General features: G+C 70.8%; 8 protein-coding genes. 7 read left to right on the forward strand and 1 reads right to left on the reverse strand.

All coding sequences use genetic code 11. The features are described from left to right. Window positions 1–86: 86 nt before the first annotated feature. The 6 genes from CNQ36_RS01850 (at window position 87) to CNQ36_RS01875 (ending at window position 9,107) form a co-directional block, all read left to right on the forward strand. Window positions 87–1,118, forward strand: a complete 1,032-nt coding sequence (locus tag CNQ36_RS01850; protein ID WP_121544651.1) for a LacI family DNA-binding transcriptional regulator — start codon at window positions 87–89, stop codon at window positions 1,116–1,118. A gap of 772 nt (window positions 1,119–1,890) precedes the next feature. Beyond that, window positions 1,891–2,985, forward strand: a complete 1,095-nt coding sequence (locus CNQ36_RS01855; protein WP_004936073.1) for an ABC transporter substrate-binding protein — start codon at window positions 1,891–1,893, stop codon at window positions 2,983–2,985. Between the two features lie 67 nt (window positions 2,986–3,052). Next, the gene (locus CNQ36_RS01860; RefSeq protein ID WP_121544652.1) at window positions 3,053–4,612 is read left to right on the forward strand and encodes a sugar ABC transporter ATP-binding protein; all 1,560 of its coding nucleotides are present in this window, start codon (window positions 3,053–3,055) and stop codon (window positions 4,610–4,612) included. Further along, window positions 4,605–5,567, forward strand: a complete 963-nt coding sequence (locus CNQ36_RS01865; RefSeq protein ID WP_004936065.1) for an ABC transporter permease — start codon at window positions 4,605–4,607, stop codon at window positions 5,565–5,567. The genes CNQ36_RS01860 and CNQ36_RS01865 overlap by 8 nt, the downstream gene beginning before the upstream one ends. Then, entirely contained in the window at window positions 5,564–6,601 is a 1,038-nt protein-coding gene (locus CNQ36_RS01870) for an ABC transporter permease (protein WP_121544653.1), read from the forward strand. Before CNQ36_RS01865 ends, CNQ36_RS01870 begins: the two co-directional genes overlap by 4 nt. A gap of 136 nt (window positions 6,602–6,737) precedes the next feature. Next, window positions 6,738–9,107 (forward strand): AbfB domain-containing protein, encoded by a 2,370-nt coding sequence (locus CNQ36_RS01875; protein WP_121544654.1) that lies wholly within the window; start codon window positions 6,738–6,740, stop codon window positions 9,105–9,107. A 62-nt stretch (window positions 9,108–9,169) separates the two neighbouring features. Here CNQ36_RS01875 and CNQ36_RS01880 read toward each other — a convergent pair whose 3' ends face one another. After that, entirely contained in the window at window positions 9,170–12,445 is a 3,276-nt protein-coding gene (locus CNQ36_RS01880) for a LamG-like jellyroll fold domain-containing protein (RefSeq protein ID WP_121544655.1), read from the reverse strand. Between the two features lie 307 nt (window positions 12,446–12,752). Here CNQ36_RS01880 and CNQ36_RS01885 point away from each other — a divergent pair, with 307 nt between their 5' ends. Then, entirely contained in the window at window positions 12,753–13,823 is a 1,071-nt protein-coding gene (locus CNQ36_RS01885) for a glycoside hydrolase family 43 protein (RefSeq protein WP_121544656.1), read from the forward strand. Window position 13,824: the final 1 nt, after the last annotated feature.

Genomic DNA, 13,824 nt, shown 5'->3' on the forward strand with positions numbered 1-13,824 from the left:
GAGCCCAGCGGCTCGGCGCACGGCTCATGGTGACGGCACGCATCCGCACCGACCAACCGAGTCGGGCCGCTCACGAAGGGATTGCCGTGCGGGTCAGCCTCAAGGACGTCGCCGCGCACGCGGGGGTCTCCATCAAGACCGTCTCCAACGTGGTGAACAACTACCAGCACGTCACCCCGGCCATGCGCGAGCGTGTCCAGCGGTCCATCGACACGCTCGGCTATGTGCCCAACCTCGCCGCCAGGCATCTGCGGAAGGGGCGCACGGGCATCATCGCGCTCGCCCTGCCCGAGCTCGGCAACCCGTACTTCGCCGAACTGGCCGCCTCCGTCATCGACGCCGCGTCCGAACACGACTACATCGTGCTGCTCGACCACACCGGGGGCATGCGCGAGCAGGAGCTGCTGGTGAGCCAGGGCTTCCGGGCACGGGTCATCGACGGACTCATCCTCAGCCCCATCGAGCTGGAGACCGACGACCTGCGCGACCGCGCGCAGGAGGTGCCGCTGGTCCTGCTCGGCGAGCGGGACTTCGACCTGCCGTACGACCACATCGCCATCGACAACGTCGCCGCCGCCCGGGCCGCGGTCCGGCATCTGATCGCCCTGGGCCGCCGGGAGGTGGCGTTCATCGGAGCGCGGCGCGGACGCAGCGAGCCCGCGCAACTGCGGGTGCGCGGCTGGCGGGAGGAGCTGACCGCGGCCGGACTGCCCGCCGACGAGGGGCTCGTGGCCGCGACCGACGGCTGGGGACACGCCGACGGCGCGCTCGCCATGAACCACATCCTGGACAGCGGACGCCGGCCCGACGCGGTCTTCGCCTACAACGACCCGATGGCGATCGGGGCGATGCGGGTGCTGCACGAACGGGGGCTGAGGGTCCCGGAGGACATCGCCGTCGTCGGCTTCGACGACGTGATCGAGGGCCGCTTCGGGGCGGTGACGCTCACCTCCGTGTCACCGGACAAGGCCGCCATCGGCCGGCTGGCGGTGGAGTCGGTGCTCGCCCGCCTCAACGACCGGGCGCCGGAACCACGCCGGATCTGGGCGGACTACCAACTCGCGGAGCGGGAGAGCACGCTGGGGAGGCCCGGGGCGGGGCGGCCGACGGGCGTCTGACGCGCCCACCGGGTGCGGGGCGGCACCTGGGCAGGTGACCGGGGCCCCGCCGCGTGCTCCCGCGCGCCGACAGCGCCCGTGACACGCCCACGGCACCGCCTCCGGGGTGGCCGACACGCCGCAGCGCCCGGGGCACGGCGCACCCTGACGCGCCGACCACCGGGCGGATACGCCACCGCGGCGATCACCCGGGCGGGGCCGGCCGCGCTCACGGCAGCGGCCGACGGTACCGGACCGCGCGCCGGGGTGGGCCGAGTGCGCCCGGAGGCGTGCGACACGCCCGCGGAACCGGCACGCGCCTTCCGTGCCGACACGCCGGGATGTCCACGAACGAGGGCGTAGGGGCCATGGGTTGAGCGACCGCCCGGGGCCGGCCAGGACCACACCCGGGCGACTACCCCGCGGTCGGCGGGAGCCCGTCACCGCGCGCCCGTGCGTGAAGCTCGTTACGCGTGACGCCACTTGAGCAGCCCAGCGCGTGCGGGGAATGGGCGTGCCCGAACGCGTCGCCCGTCGGCGGGACTTCATCGCGCGCGGCCGAGCCGCACGACAAGCGCTTCCCCTCACGGCCGGCACCCGAGGCGTGCCCGCCACTCCGTCGCTCCGTTCCCTCCTCACCTCGTGCGCGAGGGGTTTACAGCATCCTTCCAACGATGTAAAACCTCCTTGCGGCGCACCGGACGCCGCCTCGCACAGGGGGAGCAGCTCCACATCCGCGCGTCCTTCGGCTCCCCAGTTCCCTTTTTCAGCGTCACCCGGATCGGGGTCACCCATGCAGCGCACCACTCACCGTTCCCTCCTCCTCGCCCGTCCCGTGGTCGTGGCCCTGGCCGCCGCCGTGGCCCTGACCGCGAGCTCCTGCGCCAAGTCGGAGGACGACGCGTCGGACGGCAAGAAGTCCCCGGCGGCCGCCGACGCGGGTCAGAAGGTCGTCACACCGAAGCCGGGCAGCAAGACCTGCACGATCGACGCCTACGGCGGCGAGAAGATCGACCTGAAGGGCGCCACGGTCGGCTTCTCCCAGTCGGAGAAGGAGGCCAACCCCTTCCGCATCGCCGAGACGCAGTCCATCAAGGACGAGGCGGCCAAGAGAGGCGTCAAGCTGCTCACGGCCAACGCCCAGTCGCAGTTCTCCAAGCAGATCAGCGACGTCCAGGACCTGCTCGCCAAGGGCGCCGACCTGCTGGTGATCGCCCCGCTCAACTCCGACGGCTGGGACCCGGTGCTGCAGGCCGCCGCCGCGAAGAAGGTCCCGATCGTCACCATCGACCGCAAGATCAACGCCACGGCGTGCAAGGACTACGTCTCCTTCATCGCCTCGGACTTCGTCGAGCAGGGCCGGCGCGCCGCCGACCAGATGATCGAGGCCACCGGCGGCAAGGGCGAGGTCGCCATCCTGCTGGGCTCGGCCGGGAACAACGTCACCACCGAGCGCACCAAGGGCTTCAAGGAGCGGGTCGCCGAGAAGGCGCCCGGTCTGAAGGTCGTGTTCGAGCAGACCGGTGACTTCACCCGCGAGAAGGGCCAGCAGGTCACCGAGCAGCTCATCCAGTCAAAGCCCGGCATCAAGGGCGTCTACGCGGAGAACGACGAGATGGGCCTGGGAGCGGTCGCCGCGCTGAAGGGCGCCGGCAAGAAGGCCGGCGACATCAAGATCGTCACGGTCGACGGTACGCGCAACGCCGTCCAGGGCGTCGTCGACGGCTGGATCAGCGGCGTCATCGAGTCCAACCCGCGGTTCGGCCCGCTGGCGTTCCAGACGCTGGACACCTTCACCCGGGGCGAGGAAGTCCCCCAGGACATCGTGATCCAGGACAGCGCCTACAACGGCGACAACGCCGAGCAGGACCTCGGCAAGGCCTACTGATCCGCTCTCCGGGGCCCGGCTCCCGGGCCCCCTTCCGTCCGTCACCCCTTTCTTCCTGGAGGCACAGGTGGCTCCCCCCGCCGAAGTCCTCGCCGTCCGCGGACTGAGCAAGACCTTCCCCGGCGTCCGGGCCCTGGACGACGTGGACCTGACCCTGCACCCCGGTGAGGTCCACGCCCTGATCGGCGAGAACGGCGCCGGCAAGTCGACCCTCATCAAGGTCCTCACCGGGGTGTACCGGCCCGACGCCGGTGACATCGTTTTCCAGGGCCGAGCGGTCTCCTTCGCCACCCCGCTGGAGGCCCAGAAGGCCGGGATCTCGACCATCTACCAGGAGGTCAACCTCATCCCGCTGCTGAGCGTGGCCCGCAACCTCTTCCTGGGCCGCGAGCCGCGCAACCGTTTCGGCCTGCTGGACTTCGCCCGATTGAACCGCGAGGCCGAGGAGGCGCTGGGCGCCCACGGCGTCCGGGTGGACGTCCGCAGGCCGCTGCGCACCCTGGGTGTCGGGGCGCAGCAGATGGTCGCGCTGGCCCGCGCGGTGGCGAGCGAGGCGCGGATCGTCATCATGGACGAGCCGACCTCGTCCCTCGAACCGCGGGAGGTCGAGACGCTGTTCTCGGTCATCCGCCGGCTGCGTGACGACGGCATCGCCGTGGTCTACGTCAGTCACCGCCTCGACGAGCTGTACGCCGTGTGCGACACGGTCACCGTGCTGCGCGACGGCCGCCGGGTCCACCACGGCCGCCTCGCGGACCTCGACCGGCTCTCCCTGGTCTCCACCATGCTGGGCCGGGAGCTGGGCGAGGTCCGCAAGGAGGGCCTGACCAAGTTCACCGGCGAGCATCACGCCACCGGCTCCGGGCCGGTGCTGGAGGCCCGCGGGCTGTCGGCGCCGCACAAGCTGCACGACGTGTCGGTGAGCATCCGCCCGGGCGAGGTCGTCGGTCTCGGCGGGCTGCTCGGCTCCGGACGGACCGAGACGGCGAAGGCCATCTCCGGTGCCCTGCGGACGAGTTCCGGCAAGGTCACGGTGGCCGGGGTCCCGCTGCGCGCGGGCTCCACGCCGGCCGCCATCCGGGCGGGCATCAGCCTGCTGCCGGAGGACCGCAAGAGCGAGGGCATCGTGCCCGGTCTGTCGGTCCGCGAGAACATCTCGCTGGCCGTGCTGCCCCGGCTCTCCCGGTTCGGGCTGGTCTCCGAGGCACGCGTCGACAGCATCGTGGACACCTTCATCGAGCGACTGCGCATCAAGGCCTCGTCGCCCCAGCAGAAGGTCGGCGAACTGTCCGGGGGGAACCAGCAGAAGGTGCTGCTCGCCCGCTGGCTGGCGATGAACCCGAAGGTGCTGCTCCTGGACGAGCCCACCCGGGGCATCGACGTCGGCGCCAAGGCCGAGGTGCAGAAACTCGTGGACGAACTGGCCGCGGACGGCCTGGGCGTCCTGCTCATCTCCTCCGACCTGGAGGAACTGATCGAAGGGTCCGACCGCGTGGTCGTACTGAAGGACGGTGCCGTCGTCGGCGAACTGAACGGCGACGAGGTCACCGAGGACAAGCTGATGCGGACCATCGCCGGGCACGCCCCGGAGCGGGACGCGGTCGGGGAGGCGGCCACCGATGGCTGAAGCCGCCCTCCGGACCGTCCCGTTGGACAAGGCCCGCATCCTGCACTGGCTGCAGACGTACGGCGTCTACGCCGGCGTGGCGCTGCTGCTGGTCGTGAACGTCGTCATCACCCCGCACTTCCTGTCCGCGGAGAACTTCCGCACCCAGGCCGTGCAGGTCGCCCCCGTCATCATCGTCGCGCTCGGCATGGCGCTGGTCATCGGCACCGAGGGCGTCGACCTCTCGGTCGGCGCCGTGATGGCCCTCGCGGCCTCCGTGACGGCCCTGTACCTCGGTTACGGTCTCCTGCCCGCACTGCTCGTGGTGGCGCTGTTCGCCGCCGGGGTCGGGCTCGCCAACGGCGCGCTGGTCGCGTTCGTCGGGGTGCAGCCGATCGTGGCGACGCTGGCGCTCATGGTCGGCGGACGGGGCATCGCCCTGGTGCTGCTGCCGCAGCTCGAGGACCTGCGCAACCCCTCACTGGCCTCCCTGGGCTCCGGTGACGTGCTGGGCGTGCCGTACCTGATCCTGATCGCCGCCGGCCTGGCGCTGCTGGTGGCCTTCGTCGTCCGCCGCACCACGTTCGGGCGGCAGCTGCTCGCGATCGGCGACAGCCGCCCCGCCGCGCAGCTCGCCGGGCTGCCGGTGCGCCGCGTGCTGATCGTGGTGTACGTGGTCTGCGCGCTGCTCGCGGCCGTGGCGGGCGTCCTCGCCACGGCGCGGCTCCAGGCCAGCGACCCGACGTCGCTGGGCAACCTGATGGAGCTGTCGGCCATCACCGCGGTCGTGGTCGGCGGGACACCGCTGACCGGCGGCCGGGTGAACATCGCCGGGACGGTGGCGGGCGCCGTCCTCATCCAGCTGCTCACCGCCACCCTCATCAAGCACGATCTGCCGCCCTCGTGGACCCAGATCGCGCAGGCCATAGTGATCGTGTGCGCGGTCTACGCGGCACGGGGACGGGGGAAGCGATGACCGCCACGAAGACGGACGCCCCGGTGGCCCCGGCGGGCCGCGGGAAGCAGCCGGCGGCCGGCGAGCCGGCGGGCCCGGCACGCTCCGAGCAGGTGAGCGCCCTGGTCCAGCAGCACGGTGCGCTCGCGGTGCTGGTGGTGGTCTCCCTGGTGGCGTCGTTCAGCTTCGACTCCTTCGCCACCGGCGACAACGTCGGCAACATGGCGACGAGTTCGGCGTTCCTCGCCATCGTCGCGCTCGGCATGACCTTCGTCATCATCACCGGGGGCATCGACCTGTCGGTCGGCTCGCTGTTCGCGCTGGGCGGGGTGCTCGCGGCCTGGGGTTCGCGGCACGGGACGCTGGTGGCCCTGCTGCTGCCGCTGGTGGTGTGCGGGGCGGTCGGCGTCGTCAACGGGCTGCTGGTGGCCCGTTCCCGGCTGGCCCCGTTCATCGTCACGCTGGCGGCGATGCTCGGTGCGCGCGGTCTGATGCTGGCCCTGACCGACGAGGGGGCGGAGACCTATCTGATCGGCAAGGGCTCGTTCCTGGCCGAACTCGGGCAGGGCACCACGTTCGGGCTCGGCAACCCCGTCTGGATCACGCTGGCGCTGTTCGCCGCCGGGGCCGTCGTGCTGCGCCGCACACGCTTCGGACAGCATGTGTACGCGGTCGGCGGCAACGAGGACGCGGCGGCGCTGATGGGCGCTCCGGTGGCCCGCACCAAGATCCTGGTCTACACGCTGTCCGGGGTGCTGGCCGGGCTGGCCGGCGCGCTCAACGCGGCCTGGCTCGCCTCCGGGGTGACCATCCTGGGCAACGGCATGGAACTGGAGGCCATCTCGGCCGTCGTCATCGGCGGCACGCTGCTCACCGGCGGACTCGGCTATGTCAGCGGCTCACTGGTCGGTGTGCTGCTGCTGAAGGTGATCCAGAACGTCATCAACCAGATCGGCTCCCTGGACTCCTCCTACCAGCAGGTCGTCAGCGGCGCCTTCCTGGCCGTCGTGGTCGTCGCCCAGACGTGGCTGGGCCGCAGACGGCAGCTGATGTGAAGCTCCGGACGCGGCGGCGGGCCACTCGCACCTCCCGCCGCCGCGTCCGGGCACCAGACGGCCGGTCACGCTCCCCCGCGCGGCCGGCCGTTTCCGTACGCGCACGTCTCCCACCCCCACTGCAGAAGGAGTGACGATGCGTCGATCGACCGCACCACCTCGTCCCGTTCCCCGGCACGGACGGCGCGGGCGGTGGCTCACCACCGTGCTGGCCGTGCTGACGCTCCTGGCAGGCACGGTCCTCACCGTCTCCGCCACCGGCGCCGCGACCGCGGCGCCCCGGGCGTGGACCCCGAAGCCCGCGCCGATGACCACCCCCTGGACCGGCCAGGTCCCGGTCGACAACCCGCTGCCCGAGTACCCCCGCCCGCAGCTCACCCGGCCCGACTGGGCCAATCTCAACGGGATCTGGGACTTCGCCGTCACCTCTGCGGACGCCGGGCGGCCCGCCTCGTTCACCGAGCAGATCCGGGTGCCGTTCGTCGCCGAGTCCGCGCTCTCGGGCGTCCAGCGGCGGATCACCCAGAACGACAAGCTCTGGTACAAGCGCACCTTCACGGTCCCGTCGGACTGGAACGGCCGCCGCGTCCAGCTCCACTTCGGCGCCAGTGACTGGCGCACGACCGTGTGGGTCAACGACCGGCAGGCCGGGGCCGCCCACAGCGGCGGCTTCGACTCCTTCTCCCACGACATCACCGACCTGCTGAACGGCGGCACGAACACCGTCGTCGTCTCCGTGTGGGACCCCACCCAGACCGGTGGCCAGGCGGTCGGGAAACAGCGGATCAACGAGGTGACGCCCCATCCGGGTGGGGGCATCTTCTACACCGCGGCCTCCGGCATCTGGCAGACGGTGTGGCTCGAGCCCACGGCTGCCGCGCACATCACCCGACTCGACATGGTGCCCGACCTGGGCGCCAACCGTCTCAAGGTCACCGTGCGGGGCGCCGGTACCAGCGGTCACCAGGCCCGTGTGACCGTCTCCAGCGGCGGTGCCACGGTCGGCACCGCCACCGGTCCGGTCGGCGGCGAGTTCACCGTCGCGGTCCCGAACGCACGCCGCTGGACGCCCGACGATCCGTTCCTCTACGACGTGAAGGCGGAGCTGCTGTCCGCCGGCACGGCGGTCGACGCCGTCGGCGGCTACACCGGCATGCGCTCCGTCGGCCTCGCCCGCGTCGACGGCGTGCTGCGCCCGGTGCTGAACGGCGAGTTCGTCTTCCAGACGGGCACGCTGGACCAGGGCTACTGGCCGGACGGCATCTACACGGCCCCCACCGACGCCGCTCTCCGGTACGACCTGCAGAAGCACAAGGACCTCGGCTTCAACATGGTGCGCAAGCACATCAAGGTCGAGCCGCAACGCTGGTTCTACTGGGCCGACCGGCTCGGTCTGCTGGTCTGGCAGGACATGCCCGCCATGGATCTGCGCACCCCCGACGCCGCCGCTCGCACCCAGTGGGAAACCGAGTACGACCGCGTCATCGACCAGCACCGCAGTTCGCCGTCCCTGGTGATGTGGGTGAACCAGAACGAGGGCTGGGGCCAGTACGACCAGGCCCGCGTGGCTGACGAGGTCAAGGCGTACGACCCGTCGCGGCTGGTGAACAACATGAGCGGGGTCAACTGCTGCGGAGCGGTGGACGGCGGCAACGGCGACGTGGTGGACCACCATGTCTATGTGGGTCCCGGCACCACGGTGCCCAGCGCCACCCGGGCCGCGGTGCTCGGCGAGTACGGCGGGCTGGGCTTCAAGGTGGCCGGCCACGAGTGGTACCCGGGCGGTGGCTTCAGTTACGAGGACCAGCCCGACACCGCCCATCTGAACAACCGGTTCGTCGGGCTGCTGGACGGCATCCGTGAGGTGCGCCTGCCCCGTGGTCTGTCCGCCGCGGTCTACACCGAGATCACCGACGTGGAGAACGAGGCCAACGGTCTGCTCACCTACGACCGTCAGGTGGTCAAGGTCGACGAGGCCAGGGTCAGGGCCGCGAACCGGGCGCTGATCGACGCCTCCCGTTCACCGGCCGCCCCCGTGACCCTGCCCACCGGTCAGTTCAAGTCCCTGCGCGTGACGACGCCGGGCCTCACCGACCGCTCCGTGCGCCACCGGGACGGTGCGGTGTTCACCGCGGTCGTGGCCGCCGGCAGTGACGCGCTGCTGAGGAACGACGCCACCTGGCGGATCGTGCCCGGTCTGGCCGACGGCACGTGCTACTCCTTCGAGTCGCGGAACTACCCCGGCGAGTACCTGCGCCACCGCGAGTACCGCGTGTACAAGGAGGGGGGAAGCGGCGACCTGTTCCGGGCCGACGCCACCTTCTGCCCGGTCCGGGGCGCGAACGGCGGCGTCAGGCTGTCCGCGTACAACTTCCCCGGGCAGTATCTGCGGCACTTCGACGCCGAGTTGTGGCTGGCCACCCCGGGCGGCACCCACGCCTGGGACAATCCCGCCCTCTTCACCGAGGACACCACCTGGACGGTGGAGGCCCCCTGGGCGCCCTGACGCATGGGAGGAGGGGTGGTGCGGGCGCCGTAGGCGCCCGCACCACCCCTCCTCCGACGGGGCTACCGCTCGACCCCGTCGTAGAGCGCGCTCACCTCCTCGGCGGTGAGCGCCTTGTCGTAGGCGTGGACCTCGTCCACCGCGCCGTCCCAGAAGTCGGTGTTCTCACCGTTGTACTGGGCGCGGCCCACGGCGAGCGGCCCGGTGGCGACGTAGGCGGGGCCGGCGGTGGCGGACGACGCCTGCTTTCCGTCGACGTAGAGGGTGATCCGGTTGGTGGCGTCGTCACGCACGCCGACGAGGTGGTACCAACGGCCGGTCTCCGGCCTGGTCTCCAGCCGGGCGCGCTGCCCGTCGGGCGTGCTGAAGGCGAACGCGCCCTGTCCGTACTGCAGATAGAACGGGCTCGCCTGGCGCCGTCCGTCCTGGCTGACGGCGGTGGCGTAGTTGCCGGGCAGGGCGTCGAGGGTGACCCAGGCGGAGACGGTGTAGCTGCCGGTGGTGTCGATCACCGGGCCGTCGGTCTGGGCGTACTGGTCCCGGCCGTCGAACGCGAGGGCGCTGCCGCTGACTCCGGTGGTCCAGCCGGCGCCCCCGTTGAGGGTGAGCGGCTTGTTGTTCGGGCCGTCGTCCTTCGCGGTGCCGCCGGTGCCCTCGTCGAGTGCCCAGGATCCGCCGCCCTTCAGCGGCTCCCGGTCCCCCGCCGCGGCGCCGGCCGCGATGACCTTGCCGTTGATCTCCCGCACCCGGACCGGATCGACCTTGATCTCCCGGCGGTCGTAGGTGTAGAGGCCGTTGAGTTCGTTCTCCAGGTCGGTGATCTGGGTGTACACCGAGCCGGAGAGTTCGGCGCCGGCCTGGTCGAGGTAGAACTTCTCGGTGTTCTCGACGTACTTGCGGGTCAGTGCCTCCTTGTCGGTGACACCGCTGTAGATCACGGTCGGGGTGCCCGGCCACATGTGGCCCGGGGTCCGCAGCGTGAAGCCGCCGTGCTCACCGTCCATGGCCGCCCGGTGGTCCGGGAAGGGCGCGTCGTCGTTGTTGTAGTCGTGATGGTCGATGATGTCGCCGGCGCCCGAGTCACCCTTGGAGTTGCAGCAGTTGACACCGCTGTGGGCGTTGACGATACGGGACGGGTCGGCGGCCTTCACCGACTGGGCGATACGGCCGGTCTCCTCGCGGTTCCACTCGCCCCAGCCCTCGTTGAAGACGATCCAGCCGATGACGGAGGGCGAGTTGTGGTGCTGGCGCATCATCTCCCGGCCCTGGTCGACGAAGGCCTTCTGTCCGGTCTCGTTGTTGAGGTTGCCGGAGACGAAGTCCTGCCAGACCAGCAGTCCGAGCTTGTCGGCGTGGTAGAACCAGCGCGGCGACTCCACCTTGATGTGCTTGCGGACGGCGTTGAAGCCGAGCTTCTTGTGCGCCTTCAGGTCGAACGCCAGGGCGTCGTCGCTGGGCGCGGTGTAGAGGCCGTCGGGCCAGAAGCCCTGGTCGAGGGTGGCGAGGGAGAACACCGGCTTGCCGTTGAGGACCAGCTTCTTGAAGCCGCCGACCTCTTCGATGCCGATCTCGCGCATGCCGAAGTAGCTGCCGACCTCGTCGGTGGACCTGCCGTCCCTCAGCTTGATGTCGAGGTCGTAGAGGTAGGGGTCGTCCGGGCTCCACAGGTGCTGCTTGGACACGGGCAGCTTCAGCTCGCTGTTGGCCGGTCCGCCGACCCTGCCGACGACCTTTCCGCGGGCGTCGCGGGCGACGGCCTCGACGCGGGCGTGCTTCGAGGCGCTCTCCGACTCGACGGTCACCGCCAGGGTGCCGGTGTCGATGTCGGGTGTCGTGACGACGTTGTCAATGGAGGTGTCTGCGACGGGCTCCATCCAGACGGTCTGCCAGATGCCGGACGACTGGGTGTAGAAGATGCCGCCGGGGTTGGTGGACTGCTTGCCCATCGGCTGGTTGGCGCCGCCGGTGTCGGTGACGGCGACCACGATCTCCTGCTTGCCCCGGCCGGTGAGGGCGTCGGTGATGTCGGCGGTGAAGGCGTTGTAGCCGCCGGTGTGTTCGGTGACCTTCTTGCCGTTGACCCACACGGTGGCCCGGTAGTCCACGGCGCCGAAGTTGAGCTTCAGCCGGTTGGCGTTGCCGCCGCTGCCGACCTTCCAGCTCTTCGGCACCTCCACGAGCTTGCGGTAGAACATGTGGTCCTCGTGCCGCTCGAGCCCGGAGAGCTGCGACTCGACCGGGAACGGCACGGTGATCTTCTCGTCGAGGTCCTTGCCGAAGACCGGCTGCTCGCCGGCCTTCGCGCCGCTGAACTGCCAGGGCCCGTTGAGGTTCTTCCACTGTGAGCGGACCTGCTGCGGGCGGGGGTACTCCGGCAGCGGGTTCTTCGTGTCGACCTTGTCGCCCCACGGCGTGGTGATGCGGTGGGTGGACGTGTTCACGGCGTAGCGGACGATCCGGGGCACGGCCTTGCCGCCGGCCGTGAGGCCGCCGTCGCCGTCGTAGGTGAACCGGACCTGCTGGTTCTTCTGGATCGGCTCGGAGAGCGTGATCAGCAGGGAGTCGGGGTCGCCGGGGTAGGCCGACACCGACTTGACCGGCATGGCGGTCGTGTCGGCTTCGACCTTGAGGTGGCCGGCCACCTCGGCGAGCCCGCCCACCGGGTCCTCGAAACGGGCGCGCAGTCTGCGGCCGTCCTCGGTGACGGTGGGCTCGACCGGGAAGACCTCGAAACCGGCGGGCGGGGTGAACGCCGTTGTCGGCACGAGCTGCTTGGGCATCGTCGGCGTGGACCAGCGCAGGAACATGTTCGCCCCGCCGACGTCCTGGAACATCTCCATGCGGAAGTCGTGCTTCTCACCGGCGGTCAGCTCGACCGCCGCGCTGGTCTGTTCCTTGTCCCAGTCGCCCACCCAGTGGTCGATGACCGGTTCGCCGTCGATGAAGAGCCGGAAACCGTTGTCGCCGATGGCGTGGAAGGTGTATTCGCCGGTCTCCGGTGCCTCGATCTGCCCGGTCCAGCGGGCGGTGGTGTGCTCCGTGCGCCCGGTCAGCTCCTCGAAGGTGCTGGTCAGACCGGAGAAGTTGATCTGCGGTTCCAGCAGGGTGCCGCCGAGTTCGGCGAAGTCCCGGGCGCCCGGCGCCGACATGCTGAAGTACTCGCCCTTCAGGCCGTGCACCACGACATCGGCGTCGGCGGCGCTCGCGCTCGCGGAGACGCCGGCGAGCGGCACCGCGGCCGACGCGGCCGGTGCCAGCGCGCCCGTGGACAGCGCCAGGGCCGTCACGGTCAGGAGGGTCCACCATCGGGATCTCGGGCGGGTGAGTTGTCTTGTCATCGAACCTTTCCTCGCGCAGAGGGCTTGGGGCCGGCACGAAGCAGGGGGCGGCATCGGCTCGGCCCCGGATTCCTTCCAACGTTGGAAATCCGGTGTGCAGCGGAATGACAACACGGCGGCCGGGCGCTGTCCAGGGATCGCGCACAGCTGACGTGCCGTCAGAAGCGCGCAGGGGCACGGGCGGGCGGCCGGCGGGCGGATTCCCGGGGCGTGCACCCGTATTGACATGCCCGGCCCCATCCCACAACCCTGGGAGGGCGCACCTTTCATCGATGTAAATCTCCGTCAACGGAGGTGAAACGGGACGATGGGACTCTCTCACCGTCTGGCGGGCGCAGTCGGCTTCGTGCTGTCCGGTGTCCTCGCCGCCGCCCTGCCCCTGACGTCCGCGGAGCCCGCCCGGGCGGACCAAACCGGGCTGCGCGCCGCGGACCCGAGCGTGATCCGGGTGGGCGGCACCTACATCTCCGTGCAGTCGGCGGGCGGCGGCATCGCCGTACGGCAGGCTCCGTCGACGGACGCGCTGGACTCGGCGGCCCCCCGGCAGGTCTGGTCGGACACCCGCGACCGCGGTGAGGTCTGGGCTCCGGAGATCGTGCGGGACGGCGGCCGCTACTACATCTACTTCTCCGCGGGGCGCGGTGCGGCCCACCGGATGTACGTGATCAGCTCGGCGAGCCCCGACAGCGGCTACTCCGCCGAGACGAAGCTCGCCCTGCCGGACGACAAGTGGGCCATCGACGGAACCCTGTTCACCTTCGACGGGCAGCGCTGGTTCGTCTGGTCCGGCTGGGCCGGCGACACCAACGTCGAGCAGAACCTGTACATCGCCCGGATGAGCGGCCCGACCACGCCGACCGGCGCCCGGCACATCATCTCCCAGCCCAGGGAGAGCTGGGAGCGGGTGGTGGGCAACCCGTTCATCAACGAGGGGCCGGAGCCGGTCAGGGACCCCAGCGGGCAGCTGCACATCGTGTACTCCGCCAACGGCAGCTGGAGCGACCAGTACTGCCTGGCCGACCTGCGGCTGCGGGCGGGCGGCGACCCGACGTACGTGTGGGACTGGTACAAGTCCAACGGCTGCCTGTTCGGCTCCCACCGGGCCACCATGATGGCCGGCTGGGACCCGACGCTGTACGTCAACGGTCCCGGCCACCACAGCTTCGTCCTGCTGAACGGCGACATCGGCACCAGCCCGCCCGCCGGCCCCCGGTTCCCGCTGATGTTCCACGCGGTGCCGAAGGGCACGCCGTACGCCTGGGAGAACCGGTACTGGTACACGGGCACGTTCTGCTGGTGGGGCGACACCACCTACAGCCGCGCCAACGTGCCCGGGCCGAACAGGGACACCGGCTGGAGCCTGAAGTTCTTCGAGTAGG

It is taken from the genome of Streptomyces fungicidicus (assembly GCF_003665435.1).
Lineage (GTDB): Bacteria > Actinomycetota > Actinomycetes > Streptomycetales > Streptomycetaceae > Streptomyces > Streptomyces fungicidicus.